Origin of the sequence: Paenibacillus sp. UMB7766-LJ446, assembly GCF_030226665.1 — a bacterium.
GTDB classification, from domain to species: domain Bacteria; phylum Bacillota; class Bacilli; order Paenibacillales; family Paenibacillaceae; genus Paenibacillus; species Paenibacillus vandeheii.
This window is the reverse complement of sequence record NZ_JASOYM010000015.1, coordinates 136,921-152,819: the sequence shown is the minus strand read 5'-3', so window position 1 is coordinate 152,819 and position 15,899 is coordinate 136,921. Positions and strand designations below refer to the sequence as shown.

The 15,899-nt window shown below is 47.0% G+C and carries 14 protein-coding genes; 13 read left to right on the top strand and 1 reads right to left on the bottom strand.

The window, feature by feature from the left end; all coding sequences use genetic code 11:
- Positions 1 to 36 precede the first annotated feature (36 nt).
- From QP794_RS28350 to QP794_RS28290, 13 genes are all read left to right on the top strand, one after another.
- On the top strand, positions 37 to 936 hold the full coding sequence (locus QP794_RS28350) for an ABC transporter permease (RefSeq protein ID WP_285080066.1): 900 nt from the start codon (positions 37 to 39) through the stop codon (positions 934 to 936).
- A gap of 70 nt (positions 937 to 1,006) precedes the next feature.
- The gene (locus tag QP794_RS28345) at positions 1,007 to 1,879 is read left to right on the top strand and encodes a carbohydrate ABC transporter permease (RefSeq protein WP_024634122.1); all 873 of its coding nucleotides are present in this window, start codon (positions 1,007 to 1,009) and stop codon (positions 1,877 to 1,879) included.
- Positions 1,880 to 1,918: 39 nt separating this feature from the next.
- Entirely contained in the window at positions 1,919 to 3,670 is a 1,752-nt protein-coding gene (locus tag QP794_RS28340) for a prenyltransferase/squalene oxidase repeat-containing protein (protein WP_285080065.1), read from the top strand.
- 193 nt (positions 3,671 to 3,863) lie between these two features.
- The gene (locus QP794_RS28335) at positions 3,864 to 5,597 is read left to right on the top strand and encodes a tetratricopeptide repeat protein (protein ID WP_285080064.1); all 1,734 of its coding nucleotides are present in this window, start codon (positions 3,864 to 3,866) and stop codon (positions 5,595 to 5,597) included.
- 169 nt (positions 5,598 to 5,766) lie between these two features.
- Complete coding sequence (gene trxB, locus QP794_RS28330) at positions 5,767 to 6,726, top strand: thioredoxin-disulfide reductase (RefSeq protein ID WP_094939552.1); 960 nt, start codon at positions 5,767 to 5,769, stop codon at positions 6,724 to 6,726.
- 160 nt (positions 6,727 to 6,886) lie between these two features.
- Positions 6,887 to 7,918, top strand: a complete 1,032-nt coding sequence (locus tag QP794_RS28325; protein WP_029881471.1) for an AI-2E family transporter — start codon at positions 6,887 to 6,889, stop codon at positions 7,916 to 7,918.
- Positions 7,919 to 8,361: 443 nt separating this feature from the next.
- Positions 8,362 to 9,312, top strand: a complete 951-nt coding sequence (locus tag QP794_RS28320) for an ROK family glucokinase (RefSeq protein WP_024634127.1) — start codon at positions 8,362 to 8,364, stop codon at positions 9,310 to 9,312.
- Between the two features lie 51 nt (positions 9,313 to 9,363).
- Positions 9,364 to 10,263, top strand: coding sequence for an RNase adapter RapZ (gene rapZ, locus QP794_RS28315; RefSeq protein ID WP_024634128.1), 900 nt, complete (start codon positions 9,364 to 9,366; stop codon positions 10,261 to 10,263).
- 13 nt (positions 10,264 to 10,276) lie between these two features.
- On the top strand, positions 10,277 to 11,263 hold the full coding sequence (locus QP794_RS28310) for a gluconeogenesis factor YvcK family protein (protein WP_024634129.1): 987 nt from the start codon (positions 10,277 to 10,279) through the stop codon (positions 11,261 to 11,263).
- Between the two features lie 6 nt (positions 11,264 to 11,269).
- Positions 11,270 to 12,208, top strand: a complete 939-nt coding sequence (gene whiA / locus QP794_RS28305) for a DNA-binding protein WhiA (RefSeq protein ID WP_024634130.1) — start codon at positions 11,270 to 11,272, stop codon at positions 12,206 to 12,208.
- A 179-nt stretch (positions 12,209 to 12,387) separates the two neighbouring features.
- A complete protein-coding gene (locus tag QP794_RS28300; RefSeq protein WP_017691248.1) occupies positions 12,388 to 12,657 on the top strand; it encodes an HPr family phosphocarrier protein in 270 nt (89 codons plus the stop codon).
- Between the two features lie 147 nt (positions 12,658 to 12,804).
- Entirely contained in the window at positions 12,805 to 13,560 is a 756-nt protein-coding gene (locus tag QP794_RS28295) for an SIMPL domain-containing protein (protein ID WP_285080060.1), read from the top strand.
- A gap of 364 nt (positions 13,561 to 13,924) precedes the next feature.
- Positions 13,925 to 15,022: a PdaC/SigV domain-containing protein gene (locus QP794_RS28290; protein WP_285080059.1), complete on the top strand. Its 1,098-nt coding sequence runs from the start codon at positions 13,925 to 13,927 to the stop codon at positions 15,020 to 15,022.
- A gap of 179 nt (positions 15,023 to 15,201) precedes the next feature.
- Here QP794_RS28290 and clpP read toward each other — a convergent pair whose 3' ends face one another.
- Complete coding sequence (gene clpP / locus QP794_RS28285; protein ID WP_079344952.1) at positions 15,202 to 15,798, bottom strand: ATP-dependent Clp endopeptidase proteolytic subunit ClpP; 597 nt, start codon at positions 15,796 to 15,798, stop codon at positions 15,202 to 15,204.
- Positions 15,799 to 15,899: the final 101 nt, after the last annotated feature.

Genomic DNA, 15,899 nt, shown 5'->3' with positions numbered 1-15,899 from the left:
GCACAGCCGTTTCTTTGTTGATAGGAGGAAACCGACTTGACGATCACATACTTGAAAAGGTATTGGCAATTGTATGCACTGATCTCACTGCCCCTGATCTACTTTTTGATCTTTCGCTACGGACCGATGTACGGTGTTCAGATCGCTTTTAAGGATTTCAACCTGTTTCAGGGCATTAACGGTAGTGAGTGGATCGGTTTCGATGCTTTCCGTGAGGTATTTGGGATGCGTGATTTCTACACCACACTACGCAATACCTTTATGCTGAATTTTCTTGATCTGATTGTTTCGTTCCCTGCACCTATTATATTGGCAATCATGCTCTATGAAGTTCGATTTAAATGGTTTAAAAAAATATCGCAGACGATTCTGTACATTCCTCACTTTATTTCATGGGTGATCATCGGGGGGATTGTATACCAACTGTTTGGTAATCAATCGGGTATGGTTAACGGTGTGCTGGAGAGCATGGGATTAAATTCTATACCATTTTTGACAGAGAAGAATCCTTGGCTTGTAACGTACCTGTTCACAGGTGTCTGGCAAAGTGCAGGATGGGGAACCATTCTATATTTGGCCGCATTAACCAGCGTGAACAAGGAATTGTTTGAAGCAGCTGAGATCGATGGAGCATCACGGCTGAAGAGAATCTGGCATATTACGTTGCCGAGCATCAAACCAACCATCGTGACCTTGCTTATTCTCAATCTCGGACATATGGTCAGTATCGGTTTTGATCGGCCTTATATTATCGGTAACACGGCTGTGCGTGAATATTCCGATGTACTCAGTACCTTTGTATACAGAGTTGGACTTGAATCAGGACAATACACACTGGCAACCGTCGTTGGTTTGTTCCAGGCCGTTGTGGGACTTATCTTTGTACTTGGCTCCAACTATATTTCAAAAAAAGCAACCGGTGAAGGTATTTTGTAGGTTATTAAAGAATGAAAGATACGCCAATCGGCTTGTTTGTATAGACCATCAGTAAAGGAGCTGTGTGCATATGAGTGAACGCACCTCAAACCGGATTTTTGATATCGTTAATATCTCCTTTATCATTTTGTTTGTTATATTTTGTCTGGCTCCGTTTCTGCACACGATTGCGATATCGCTCAGTTCGAACCGGGCGATTACGTCAGGTGAAGTGACCATATTCCCCAAAGAAATCAATTGGGATGCGTATATTCAGGTATTTTCTGATCAATCGATGCTCTATTCACTAGGCTTCACAACGGTTCTAACTGTCGTGACCACAGTGCTGTGCATGCTGTTCACACTTGCAGCTGCATATCCGTTAACCAAGAAAAAACTGAAAGGGCGCAAGCTCTTTATGTATGTCATCATTATAACGATGTTTTTCAGCGGCGGGATGATACCTGAGTACTTGCTCATTCGTGATCTCAACTTGCTTAATTCGGTCTGGGCATTGATTCTGCCTGGTCTGGTGAGTCCGTTTAACCTGATTATCCTGATTTCGTTCTTCAGAGGCATACCGGAAAGTTTGGAGGAGTCGGCAGAGATTGACGGCAGTTCACATGTACACACGCTCTTTAAAATTATATTGCCACTATCCATGCCTGTATTGGCTACGTTGGCCCTTTTCTATGCGGTTGGACGCTGGAATGGATTCCAGGATTCCCTTTTGTATATTAATGATCCTCAGCTATATCCCTTACAGCTCAAGCTCTTCCAAATGGTACAAAACAATATGGTGAGCGAACTTACGCTGATGGAGGGTGCTAATCGCGCTCCATTAACCCCGGAAAGCCTTAAGGCTGCGACCGTCGTTTTTGCGACTGTACCCATTCTTCTCGTCTATCCGTGGCTGCAAAAGTATTTTGTTAGCGGTGCCATGCTTGGGGCAGTCAAGGGTTGATGACAACGGTGTAAATGCATTTGTTTGGAGGGACTAGACATGTACAGACAACTGGTGGACAGCAATGACAGAGCAGTTCAGAAAGGGATTACCCGGCAAGTACTTGACCCGGAGAGCCGCTATTACGGAGGAACGATTGATCCCTATACAGGTATCGCTTGGGTCAACCACACGACCGGAACGCCTACGGATATGTGTTACTGGGGAGCGGCGCTTGTTAATCCCGATTCGATTTATTTCCAAGACAATGAATTGCTTGATCGCCTGCTTCTGGCATCGGAGTATGTACTCCGTAATCAGCATGAAGATGGCTCCATCTCCCCCGGCTGGACCAATTCCCATTCTCCGCCAGATACAGCATTTGTCGTCGTGGGATATGCTCAGTTGTATCAACTTCTTAAGCAGCAGAACTGGGAGCCATTGCAGCCTGTGCTGAACAATATGCGCCTGTTTCTGGAACGAACTGTTCCGGTCATGTTAACCGGGGGCTGTCATACCCCGAACCATCGCTGGGTGCTGTGCGCGGCGCTCGGTTTCCTGCATCAATTGTTTGACCTGGAGGAAGCCGTGCAGCGTGCAGAGCAGTGGCTGGCTGAGGGTATGGATATTACGCCTGAAGGGGAATGGACGGAACGGAGCAACGGAATTTACAGTGCGGTCAGTGATATCATGTTAATCCATGCGGCGAGTCTGTTAAATCGTCCCGAGTTGTTGGAACCGGTGAGGCTCAATCTGCGCATGATGGTGTATCTAGTACATCCAACCGGTGAGGTTGTTACGGATTACTCAGGTCGCCAGGATCTGGGGAGCGTGCATGATCTATCTCCGTATTATTTGCCGTATGCCATGTTGGCCCGGCTGGACGGTGATCCGATCTTCACCGGCATGGCTGAATGGGCGGGAGAAATGTTAACAGATCCCGGCGTCTGCTCGGTCAATGCGCTCGTTCGGCTGCTGCTGGAGCCTGAGCTTCAGAAGGCAGGTAAGGCACGTGATCATTTGCCTGAGCGGTACGAGATCATACTGAACGAGCGATTTGTACGGGAGGACTATTTGCAGCGAATGGAATCGGCAGGTCATCATGGACGCATCTCACACAGCCGGTTGCATACGGACTTCGGCGCACCTGTAGCGCGTATTCGGAGGGGTAATACAAGCGCGACCGTAATGACGGAGGTGCCTTCATTTTTTGCCCTTCGTCATGGTGCGGTACGACTGCTGGCTGTTCAGTTAGCCTCCTATTTTAATCCAGGGTATGTGCCGATGCAGCAAATGTCTCGATTGCCAGCAGGTTATAGTCTAACGGGCGAGCAGAAGAAGGGCTACTATGGTCCGATCCCTGATAGCCAACTGCCTGAGACTGCAGGAACAGCCATCAGCCCTTGGTATTTGTTACCCCATCAGAGTCGAGCGCTCACCTATGAGCAGACGTTCCGTGTACAGACGGAAGTGTTACCAACCGAAAATGGCTGGACACTGAAACTGGCGGGAGAGCAGCCGGAGCAGCTCATGGTGCAGCTGTCTTTCGTGTTCGGAAGCGAGGGCGAGCTTTCCCATGGGGAATTGCACGAGACGGATGAGGGCCATTACCTGTGGAAGAGCGGCACATTGCGTTATTCCTGTGGAGATGACTGGATTGAGCTGACCGGAGGCGAGATGGGGCATTTGGCGGCAACCGTACGTGAGGCGAAGCTGCCCGATAAGTGTAAGGTTGTGCTGGTTAACTTTATGACCCCTTTCCACAAGACGGTTCATATCTCTCTTTCGCCATCCATGGCGTTGAAGCTGTAATTCTGATGATTCTCTTTATACGAAAGAGTACAAGAAGAAAAAAGATGACATTTCATTCGAAAGGGATGAGGAGGTGTCATCTTTTTTGCGCATTTTTGGCATAAACGACATGAAACTACATATTGAGAAGTGGGCCTTAAGATGTGGTATACTGGAGAGTATGAATGAAAGCAAAGAGGGGGTGCCTTGGAAGATGAAGGGCAAGCTACTGCGGGCTGAGGGACACCTTGCCAATGTTATACCGATTCACTTGGATGCTTCTTTCTTTTTTGAGAGAGCTGTCCGCTCGCTGGACCGTAATCACGTCGACAAGGCATTAAAATATTTTCGTAAAGCTGTTGAATATGAACCGGAAAATCCGGTGAATCATTGTAATATGGCGGGTATATTATCAGAGAAGGGGGATTACGAGGCTTCGAATGCCGTTCTTGCGCATGTGCTCGACGTGGTAGATCCGTCCATGACGGAATGTTATTTCTACATGGCGAACAATTATGCGAATATGGATCGGTTTGAAGAAGCTGAGCAAGCGCTTGTTACGTATTTGGAGGAGGATACCCAGGGTCAGTTTATGACGGAAGCCGAAGAGATGATGGAGCTTCTGTACTATGAGCTGGATCGACCAGCCAAACTGAACCGGATCAAATCACGTAAAGGTGTCGTGGAGCACGATCAGGCGCGGGAATTGTTGGAACAAGGGAAGTTTGCACAGGCAGCTGAGCTGCTGGAAGGCATGGCACCCGATTATCCTGATTATTTGGCTGCTCGCAACAACTTGGCGCTTGCCTATTATTATATGGGGCTGTTTCCCAAAGCGAAAGAGACGATTGCCGAAGTACTGGAGCAGGAGCCTGGTAATTTGCATGCATTGTGTAATCTCGCAATCTTTCACCAGAACGAGAATCGAGCTGACCAAGTGCTGCTTCTGATCAAAAAATTACGTGTCATCGTGCCTTTCCAGCACGAACAGGTCTACAAACTGGCTACCACGATGGGTATCCTGGGACAACATGATACGGCTTATGTACATTTCCGTCGCCTGTTGAAGGATGAAGAAACCGCTGCAGACCCGGCTCTCGCACATTATGCAGCAGTCGCGGCTTATAATACGGAACGTTACGATTCTGCTGAACGTCTGTGGCGTCACGTGGGCAAGCTGGACCCGGGTTCGGAAGTATCCCGGTACTATCTGTCTGGACTTGAGGCTGTGAGACAGGGAGAAAAAGATCCTGAAAAACTAAGTTATCACTATCATCTGCCATTTGACGAGCAATTCAGACAATGGGAGGACTATGGCAACGGCATACCTGAAGAGATGAAAAACGATCCCTTGATCCGTTCCTCTTTCTTCTGGGCGCTGCGACATGGGGATCGGGCTACCAAGCTTCAGGTCATTCATGCTCTTGGCATGATTGGTGATTATGAGGTGCAGCAGGCACTGCAATCCTTTATCCAGGAACCGGGTGAAGATCAGGAGCTGGTGGTAGCCGCTCGTTCCGTACTCCATGGTCTTGAATCAGAAGAAGCTAAACAGGATGATTCTCCTGTTCTACTACCGTTAACTGCGTTGAGCAAACGCACCATTCCGAAGATGGAGTCGATGACGGAACAAACGGAGACAAAACCATCTTCGCATTGGCAGGCGGTCGTGGACCGTGCGTTACAGATGTCTGAAGCCAAAGCCGAATTGCAGCAAGAAATGGAACGGCTGTGGACCGACTATATATCTCGCGTACACCCGGAGGTGCCTGGTACGAAGCAAATTGAAGGCTTGGCTGCGGGATTGGAATATTTGGCGGCCAAGATTCATAGTCGTCCAGTGACCTACCAAAGCATAGCCGAGCGATATGGCATATCAGCTGCCACAGTCAGCAAATATGCACGGCAAATCAACAAAGTGTGCAACTCCAACCCACCGATCTTGTAAATGTTCCTTAAAATCTCGCTTTGGGAAAGACTTCATGGCGTGAAGGATACATTGGCCTGGAAAACGGGTAAACTTAACGAATAGGTCTCGATATGCCTGTAGGATATCATCATAGCAAGTTAATCGCCACTCAACACACTCTCAACCTTATTAAGGAGGCTGTATCTATATGACTAAATACAGAACGATTGTGATCGGAACCGGACCTGCGGGTCTGACAGCAGCGATATATCTGGCTCGTGCTAATCTTAACCCACTGGTTATCGAAGGTCTACAACCGGGTGGTCAATTGACGACGACAACGGAAGTTGAGAATTTCCCTGGTTTTCCACAAGGCATCATGGGTCCGGAATTGATGGACAATATGCGCAAGCAAGCGGAGCGTTTTGGCGCGGAGTTCAAAAATGGTTGGGTGGAGGAAGTGGATTTCAGCAAACCGCCCTTCAAGGTTAAAGTTGGAGGCATCGGTGAACTGGAAGCCGATTCGATCATTATCTCTACCGGCGCTTCGGCCCGTTATCTCGGCATTCCGGGAGAGCAGGAGAATGTGGGACGTGGGGTAAGCACATGTGCCACATGTGACGGATTCTTTTTCCGTGGCAAAAAGATCGTCGTTGTCGGCGGTGGAGACTCCGCGATGGAGGAGGCCAGCTTCCTGACCCGTTTTGCAACAGACGTTACCCTGGTTCACCGCCGGGACGAATTGCGTGCATCGAAAATTATGCAGGATCGGGCTCGCGGCAACGAGAAGGTGAAATGGGCGTTGAACCGTACACCGCTCGAAGTTGTGCCTGAAGCTCTTGGCGTTAAAGGGCTTAAGGTGCGCAATAACGAGACTGGGCAGGAAGAGTTGCTTGAAGCCGACGGCGTATTCATTGCAATTGGGCATACACCGAATACGGGTTTCCTGAGCAATCAGATTACACTGGATGAACACGGCTATGTTGTCGTTAAACCGGGTACTACCGAGACTAACATTCCGGGTGTGTTCGCCTGTGGTGATGTTCAGGATACGAAGTACCGTCAGGCCATTACAGCAGCAGGTTCAGGGTGTATGGCCGCAATGGACTGCGAGAAATTCCTTGAAGGCAGCATTGTGCATGACTGGAGCGAAACACTGGATAAGTAAGCATGAAAAGGGTATGGTTTGGCATAAATTAAGTAATAGAGACAACGGGAAGTCTCATGATGTGAGAAGCCGGAAGGCTTCTCTTTTTTTGAAACCAAAATGAGCATCAGATCGTATACATAATGGGCATATTAGCTGTGAGGTGAAGACTTTGGGGGAAATGATAAAAGATTGGTTACAGAATGCAACAGTGCGGCGATTTTTGATCCTGCTGTTGTTTTGTTTGGTGCTTTTCAGCATGGGGAGTATGCTGCACATGATTTTGCTGTTATTCCTGGTGACGTATGTCATGAACAGGTTGCAGCATTTTATTACAGAGAAGTTGAATCGTTTATTTCCGGTTAACTATAAAGTTGTCGTCATCCTGCTCTATCTTATCGTTATTGCAGCCATTGTTCTGGGTATCTCCAGGTATTCACCACGGATCGTGGATCAGGTCGTTCAGTTAACGAATGAGATCATGAAGTTTCTTGATACCGCGGACGGTGATAATTTTGCTTCCAAAATTGCAGGTTATCTGCAATCGTTCGATATTAAAAACTATACCAACGATGCATTGAAGTATATTTTTGCGTTAAGCAAATGGTTGGAGTTCATTCTGCTGGTCATCATCCTCAGTCTGTTCTTCTTGTTGCAAAAGCGGGAGATTTCCAAGTTTACCTCCAAGTTCAAAACAAGCAAGATTGGCTGGTTCTATAATGAAGTGGCTTACCTTGGAGATAAATTTGTATCTTCCTTCGGTAAAGTCATTGAGGCGCAGTTGTTGATTGCGGTATTCAATACAGCTTTGACGATTTTGGGATTATGGATACTTGGTTTCCCGTACTTATTCGCCTTGACCATTCTGGTGTTCATGCTGAGTCTGGTACCTGTTGCGGGGGTTATCATTTCATTGATTCCACTGTGTCTAATAGGATATCAACTAGGAGGATTGCAGCTCAGCGTAATCGTGATCATTATGATCATCATCATTCATGCGCTGGAGACGTACTTCCTGAATCCGAAGCTGATGGCGCACAAAACCAAATTGCCGATGTTCTACACGTTTATCGTACTGATTCTGTCTCAACATTTCCTGGGAATCTGGGGGCTTATCATCGGTATTCCGATCTTTGTCTTCCTGCTTGATATTCTGGATGTTAACAAGATGGAAAAAACGGAAGAGCCCATTCGTGTGGAAACGAAGTTGTGACCAGTAGCTGAATAGCTGCTGAATGCTAGGTAATTGTTCAAAGAAATGTAAAACGCCACCCATTTTCTGGATGGCGTTTTTGCTCTCTTTCCCTAAGGTGACATTGTCAGAGAAGGTATCTGTTTCCTGAACGCACTGGGTATGGGTTAATAAGAGCTGTCATAACTTTCAGATGACAAATGTCATCTTTTACGCATGGAACGAGTGGATATGCAATATCATGAGTTGAGGCTTCCTCTTCTATGGAGGAAGAAATGAAGCTTGCGTTTTTAATAGAGACAAATGGGGTTGTATACGTATTCAAAAATAGCCTGTGATGTTGTTCACAATAGCGGGGAAGCTAATCACAGCAAAGGTCTTATCGTCTTGACCCAGGCGTATCCTTCAATTATAGTTGGTACGTAGGATTAAACTATTATAGATAGATAAAGGTGGCTTGTAGCATGTCTGAGAAAATCTACGTTGGGGTCGATCTCGGCGGAACAGCAATCAAGGTCGGTATATGTGATGAACACGGTCAGCTTATGTATACGTATGAAGGACCGACTGAAGTGGATAAGGGCGTTGACACGGTCATTGCCAACATCGAGAAGTATGTCCGTCATATCGTTGCCGAATCGCCTTTCAGCTGGGAGCAGCTTGAAGGTGTGGGAGCGGGCGTGGCTGGGTTCACCAATGTACGCGAGGGAATTATCGTTCTTGCCCCCAACATTGGATTTCGGAATGTAGCCATTCGTTCGATTTTGGAAGAACGTCTGGGCAAGCCAGTCAAAATAGATAACGATGCAAACGTGGCTGCACTGGGTGAAGCATGGGCAGGCGCTGGTAAGGGCGTGGACAACTGTGTGTGCTATACGCTTGGTACAGGCGTTGGTGGCGGACTGATTCTGAACGGCAAGATCTATCAGGGTTTCTCCGGTATGGCTGGTGAGCTTGGTCATGTCAGTGTTGTCCCTGATCTGGAAGCGATCCAGTGCGGATGTGGCAAAATGGGATGTGTGGAAACTGTATCTTCAGCAACGGGAATTATTCGTATGGCCAAAGACGCTGTAGAGCGTGGAGATCATACATCACTGGCACTCGTTGACAAAATCGCAGCCAAGGAAGTATTTGATGCAGCCAAGGCGGGCGATGAAGTTGCATTGCGTATCGTCAATCGTGCAGCGTTCTATTTGGGTAAATCGATGGCGGCTGTAGCGGCTGTAATTAACCCCGAGATGTTCATTATCGGTGGCGGTGTGTCCAAAGCGGGTAATATTTTGTTTGATGAAGTACGCACTGTATTTGCGAAATTGACACCTGAACCACTGCAAGAAGGCGTTAAAATTCTTGAAGCAACACTTGGCAATAATGCAGGTATTGTTGGCGCGGCTGGTCTTCTCTTGCGTTCCTAGTAACCTCGTAACAGTATAATCCGACAGCAATATGATAAGGAGGGGACATTTATGCTTGAAGGTGAAGTTTCACCGGGCACAGGCGCCACGCTCATTATCATTACGGGCATGTCCGGGGCAGGCAAGACGATTGCAGTACAAAGCCTGGAGGATCTTGGTTTCTTCTGTGTGGATAATCTTCCGCCGGTATTGATTCCGAAATTCGCGGAACTGATTGAACAATCGAACGGCAAAATTGGCAAGGTCGCACTTGTTATCGATCTTCGCGGGCGTGAGTTCTTTACGGCTTTGTCCGAGTCACTGAACTATATTAAAGATCATTTTACCATTCATTGCGAAATATTATTCCTGGACGCGACAGACTCTGTATTGGTCCAGCGCTATAAGGAGAGCAGGCGCAGACATCCACTCGCTCCTGAGGGCATGCCGCTGGACGGCATCCGGCTGGAACGTAAAATGCTGGAGGAGCTCAAAAATTCCGCCACTCAGGTGCTGAATACCAGTACAATGAAGCCTGCTCAACTGAAAGAGCGCATCATATCCCGCTTTTCTCATCTGGAAAGCCATATGCTGTCGGTAAATATTACGTCGTTTGGGTTCAAATACGGTATTCCAATTGATGCGGATCTGGTGTTTGACGTTCGTTTCTTGCCAAATCCGCATTATATTGAGCATTTACGTCCGAATACGGGACAGAATAATGATGTATACGAATATGTTATGAAATGGCCGGAGACGCAGGCGTTTCTGACCAAGCTGCTGGATATGCTGCATTTTCTGATTCCGCAATACCGGAAGGAAGGCAAAAGCCAGGTTATTATTGGAATCGGCTGTACCGGAGGCAAGCATCGTTCGGTAGCAATATCGGAATATTTGGGCAAAATGTTGGGAAGCAGCGAAACTGAGGCTGTCACCGTGAGCCATCGCGACGCCGACCGGGACCGTCATTGAAGAGGGTGAAGGGATGAAAGAAGCCGGACCACGAAGAGAACGTCCGAGAATTGTAGTCATGGGCGGCGGAACCGGATTATCCGTGATGCTGCGCGGTTTGAAGGAAAAGCCGCTGGACATCACGGCCATCGTGACGGTGGCGGATGACGGAGGAAGTTCGGGCATCCTGCGTAATGAGCTGCAAATGCCGCCTCCGGGCGACATTCGTAACGTACTTACGGCGCTAGCGGATGTAGAACCGTTGTTGTCGGATATGCTGAATTATCGCTTCAATACAGGCGCGGGGCTTGCAGGCCACAGCCTGGGTAACTTGATTTTGGCTGCAATGACGGATATATCGGGCGACTTCGTGACCGCTGTGCGGGAACTTAGCCGCGTGTTTGCCGTTCGGGGTGAGGTGTTGCCCGCAGCCGGGCAGGCCGTTATTCTGCATGCAGAGATGGAGGATGGCTCGATTGTTACGGGCGAGTCCAAGATCCCTGAGGCTGGCTTACGGATCAAACGCGTTTTCCTTGAACCGGATCACGTGGAGCCGTTGCCAGAGGCTGTGGAAGCCATTCGTCAGGCAGACGCCATCCTGATTGGGCCAGGTAGTCTCTACACGAGCATTCTGCCCAATCTGCTTGTACCTAAGCTGGCTGAAGCTGTCGTTGAGGCTGACGCCGTGAAAATGTTTATTTGTAATGTGATGACACAGCCGGGAGAGACGGATAATTACACGGTGAGTGACCACCTCAAGGCGGTACATGAACATATAGGACACCAGATTTTCGACTATGTCATTGTAAATAATGGTGATATTCCGCTGCAGGTGCAGAATAAGTATGCGGAAAAAGGAGCTAAACCGGTTGTGCTCGATATGAATGTGCTGAAGAGTGCCGGCTATCAAGTGGTTGCGGATACGTTGGTCCTGTTCCGGACTTATCTGCGTCATGATGCCGACAAGCTGAGCCATCACATCTATCAACTTGTACAAAATTGGATGTTACGGAAGAGGTGAAGTCCCATGTCGTTTGCAGCACAGACCAAAAAAGAACTAACGATGATTGAAAGCGAACCGTGCTGCGAAAAGGCGGAACTTTCAGCCCTCATCCGTATGCTTGGTGCGGTGCAGTTATCGAATAAAAAAGTCATCTTGGATATTTCGACGGAGAATGCCGCCATTGCAAGACGGGCATACTCTCTGCTTAAAAAGCATTTTCAAGTGCATACGGAATTGCTTGTCCGCAAAAAAATGCGGCTGAAAAAGAACAATGTGTATATTGTTCGAATTCCAACCATGGTACAAGAGATATTAAAAGAGCTGTACATTGTTTCCGAAGGATTTCTGTTTACTCCCGGGATCAGTGGAGAGCTGTTCAATAATAATTGCTGTAAACGGGCTTATCTCCGAGGAGCATTTATGGCGGGGGGCTCGGTCAACAATCCCGAAGGTTCATCCTACCACCTGGAGATTGCGTCCATGTATGAGGAGCACTGTCAGGCCCTGGTGGACCTGGCGAATGAATTTCATCTCAATGCCCGGTGTATAGAACGCAAAAAAGGATTCATCCTATACATTAAGGAAGGCGAGAAAATCATTGAGCTGCTCAGTATTATTGGTGCACATCAGGCCCTTTTCAAGTTCGAGGATGTGCGGATCATGCGAGATATGCGTAATTCCGTCAACCGAATCGTCAATTGTGAGACGGCTAACCTGAACAAAACGATTGGAGCAGCAGTCAGACAGATTGACAACATCAGACTGTTGCAAAAGGAAGTTGGTCTGGAATCGCTGCCCGAGAAGCTTCGTGAAGTGGCTGAAGTCAGACTCGCCCATCCGGATATCAACTTGAAGGAAGTAGGCGAACTGCTTAAGGGTACAGTCAGCAAGTCCGGAGTGAATCACCGGCTTCGCAAAATTGATGAGCTGGCTGAGAAGGTTCGTAACGAGCGTTACGGTTGAAAAAGGAGAGGCAGCTCAGGTGTAATGGGGCGATGTAAAAAGGCTAAAACGGGTCATAATAATGACATCCCAATTACCCTGAGTTTTTCTTCTAGTGTCCTGCTCTGGTTATATGGTATAATGTTATAAATATAATTGTGTATTTAATGTCCAGATTTCATAATAGGGGGTAAGTTTCCATGACAAAGCACCCGGTAGTTGTCCGTTTGAAAACGGGTCTCCATGCCAGACCTGCGGCACTGTTCGTTCAAGAAGCGAATAAGTACTCATCTGAAGTGTTCGTCGAGAAGGACGACAAAAAAGTAAATGCAAAAAGTATCATGGGGATCATGAGCCTTGCAATCAGTACTGGTACGGAAATCCAGATTAGTGCAGAAGGTGCGGACGCCGAACAGGCTGTAAACGCTTTAGTTAGTCTGGTAAGCAAGGAAGAGCTTGAGAACCAATAAGATATGATTTGAACCCAATGAAGAAGTCCCGAAAGGGGCTTTTTTGCGTTTTATGGCTGTCAAGTGCAACATTATGGAATTAAGCCCGTCTGTTAGGTATCAAATCGATTTGAGATAGAGATGTTAAAACTTAAGGAGGCTAACGTAATGGGTAAATTATGGATGAAACCGCTGGGTGCGGTGATGGTTGTAGGTACATTGCTGGTTGGAGGTACGGCGTGGGTGGCGCCTAGTAATTATGCGTATGCTGCTGAGGTACAGGGGGTACAACAAAACGTGATTAACGTTGTGGGTACAGGTGAGATTCAGGTGAAGCCTGACATCGCTTATCTTTCCATCGGAGTGAACAGTACGGCGGATACAGCTGCCTCTGCTCAAAAAGCGAATGCAGCGAAAATTCAAAAGGTGAGCAATCTGCTGAAAAGTACGTGGAAAATCAGTGCGGACGATATTCAAACCAGCCAGTTCTACGTACAGCCTAACTATACGTATAGCGACAAAGACGGACAAAAGATCAAAGGGTACACCGCTCATCACACACTGACCGTGACTTACCGTCAGATGGACAAGATCGGAGAGCTTTTGGATGCTGCTTCCGAAGCTGGTGCCAATAACATTGAGAATGTACGTTTTACCGTCGAAAAACCGGAGAGCTTTGAAGCTCAAGTGATTGAGAAAGCCGTAGCTAATGCTGATGTAAAAGCTGGAGCTATTGCAAAAGCGGTTAAACGCCAATTGGGCGCTGTTCTTTCCGTGAGTCAAGGTGACGCTAATGTGCCTGTGTTCTATGCAAGTGAGTCTCTGATGTCCAAAGCGTCAGCTGATTCTGCTGGTAGCACAGAAATTGAAACAGGACAGGTTAAAGTAAGCACAACGCTCAATATTACTTATGAAATGAAATAAGCAAAATAATCATTACCAAATGTCCGTTAAAGAGATGCTTGGGCGGGCGAAAGGCAATAATGACAAAGACGTTGTCCGATGGACAGCGTCTTTTTTGTTATAAAGACGGACTTTGATGAAGTTTGAAAAGAAGAGTTAAAATATGAAGAATTAAATTGCTGTTTTTTGGTATCTTTTTTGTCCGTTTGTTCGTAACAAAACCTTCATTATAGGCATCTGGATCGAACAACATTGTAACTGAAGCTGTAAACCTTTCCGGAATTGGGTTAATTATAATAAAGAGGTGAGCGTATGAGACATACGAACAAATCAGGATACATACGCAATGACACTCAAATTTGAATTCGAGAGAGGAGTTATATATATGACATCATGGAAAAAATGGACAAGTGCACTATTGGCAGCAGGAATTATTGTGGGGAGCGGGGCTGTATGGCAGGATAGTTCCGTACAGGCGGCATCTGTATCGACAAAAGTGACAACACCAACTGAGGTAACCCTGAAATCGGGAGGCAAAACACTTACTCAAAAAGGACTTCTGCAAGGTGGATCTACCTGGGTATCGCTTACCGCAGTGAAGGATGTGGCGGGTGGAAGCTTAAAATATGATGCAAAGGCTAAAGAGTACGCCTTAACGGCAGCCAATAATACGATGACAATCAGCATGATTGATGGGGCACCGAGTGTTAGAATTAACAATTACTACCCACAATTCGAAGCGAAACTGATTAACGGCCGCTTGTATATTCCGTTTTCTGCAATGAGAGATTATCTGGGAGTTCAGGGCAGCTGGGATGGAAAAGCGAAGACACTGACGCTGAGCAAGGTGAAGCAGAATAGTGTGGCGGTTAAGGCGGCTACCGTGAAGGTGAGCATCAAGAACGCCGAAGTTGATATTCAATATCCTCAGGTGAGCGGATTGGCTAACGATAAAGCAGCAGCGGCCATCAACAAGGTGCTGAAAGATGAAGTCGATGCTTTTGTAGCGGATTTCAAAAAACAAACCAAGGAATTCGGCGACGCAGCAGCGAACCGTCCATATGCATTTGAGAGCACTTATGTTGTGACTTACAACGAAAATGGTGTTCTGGGCCTGATTACTCAGCGTTATGAAGATTATGCTGGTGCACATGGCATGACGACTCGTTCTGGACACACCTTTGCCCTGGATTCCGGTAAGGAACTGAGTCTGGATGATGTGATTCAAAACAACAAAACTGTGCGTGAAACGGTAAGCAAAAAAGTTGGAGATCAGCTTAAAGCTCGTGGAGGTTACCTTGAAGGCTATAAAGGCCTGAATAAGGATCAGGATTTCTATGTAACACCAACAGGTGTGGTTGTATTCTTCCAGTTGTATGAGTACACAGCTTACGCAGAAGGATTCCCGGAATTCCCGTTCACGTATAAAGAGTTGCTACCTAAAGGCACAGAGCCGTTCAGTGGCTTAACAGCAAACAAGTAAAAGTATTAGAGTTAAAGTAAAATCGAATAAATATATATCATGCACTCATATGTATCTTCAAAAAAGGACGCTCTCGTCATATTGACGAGAGCGTCCTTTTTTCATATAGCCAACTCAACTGGGCGTTGCCGTTTGAGTTGGCTATATGGTATATCCGTTTAATTGGCGATTCACTTGGCTTAGATGCCTTGGGAACCTACGTTTTCGATGACTTTATCGATGATACCGTAATCGGCAGCTTCAGCAGCACTCATAAAGTAGTCACGATCTGTATCTTTCTCGATACGCTCCAGCGGTTGGCCTGAACGTTCAGAGATGATGCGGTTCAAGGTGTCACGCATTTTCAGGATGCGGCGGGCACGGATTTCGATGTCCGAAGCTTGACCTTGCGCACCACCAAGTGGTTGGTGAATCATGATTTCACTGTTAGGCAAAGCAAAACGTTTACCTTTGGCACCTGCGTTCAACAGGAATGCACCCATGGAAGCCGCCATACCTACACAGATGGTAGATACATCCGGTTTGATGAATTGCATTGTATCGTAAATGGCCATACCGGCTGTAATCGATCCGCCTGGGCTATTGATGTATAAGTGAATGTCTTTCTCCGGATCTTCCGCAGCTAGGAACAACATCTGTGCCATGATGGCATTCGCCACAACGTCATTTACATCACTGCCAAGGAAGATGATACGATCCTTCAGCAATCTGGAATAGATGTCATAGGCGCGCTCACCCCGGTTGCTCTGTTCAACGACCATTGGAATATAACTCACGTGAAAAACCTCCTCGGAAATGTAAATGTTAAATTGGTGTTTATATATAAACTGTTACCGTATTAACCACATCATAAACAATTTCAAACAAAAAGTCAAAG

Bases quoted from the DNA above. Each gene is read 5' to 3' on its own strand.
- QP794_RS28345 (WP_024634122.1), top strand. From the start codon at position 1,007: ATGAGTGAACGCACCTCAAACCGGATTTTTGATATCGTTAATATCTCC.
- QP794_RS28340 (WP_285080065.1), top strand. From the start codon at position 1,919: ATGTACAGACAACTGGTGGACAGCAATGACAGAGCAGTTCAGAAAGGG.
- QP794_RS28335 (WP_285080064.1), top strand. From the start codon at position 3,864: ATGAAGGGCAAGCTACTGCGGGCTGAGGGACACCTTGCCAATGTTATA.
- trxB (WP_094939552.1), top strand. From the start codon at position 5,767: ATGACTAAATACAGAACGATTGTGATCGGAACCGGACCTGCGGGTCTG.
- QP794_RS28325 (WP_029881471.1), top strand. From the start codon at position 6,887: ATGATAAAAGATTGGTTACAGAATGCAACAGTGCGGCGATTTTTGATC.
- QP794_RS28320 (WP_024634127.1), top strand. From the start codon at position 8,362: ATGTCTGAGAAAATCTACGTTGGGGTCGATCTCGGCGGAACAGCAATC.
- rapZ (WP_024634128.1), top strand. From the start codon at position 9,364: ATGCTTGAAGGTGAAGTTTCACCGGGCACAGGCGCCACGCTCATTATC.
- QP794_RS28310 (WP_024634129.1), top strand. From the start codon at position 10,277: ATGAAAGAAGCCGGACCACGAAGAGAACGTCCGAGAATTGTAGTCATG.
- whiA (WP_024634130.1), top strand. From the start codon at position 11,270: ATGTCGTTTGCAGCACAGACCAAAAAAGAACTAACGATGATTGAAAGC.
- QP794_RS28300 (WP_017691248.1), top strand. From the start codon at position 12,388: ATGACAAAGCACCCGGTAGTTGTCCGTTTGAAAACGGGTCTCCATGCC.
- QP794_RS28295 (WP_285080060.1), top strand. From the start codon at position 12,805: ATGGGTAAATTATGGATGAAACCGCTGGGTGCGGTGATGGTTGTAGGT.
- QP794_RS28290 (WP_285080059.1), top strand. From the start codon at position 13,925: ATGACATCATGGAAAAAATGGACAAGTGCACTATTGGCAGCAGGAATT.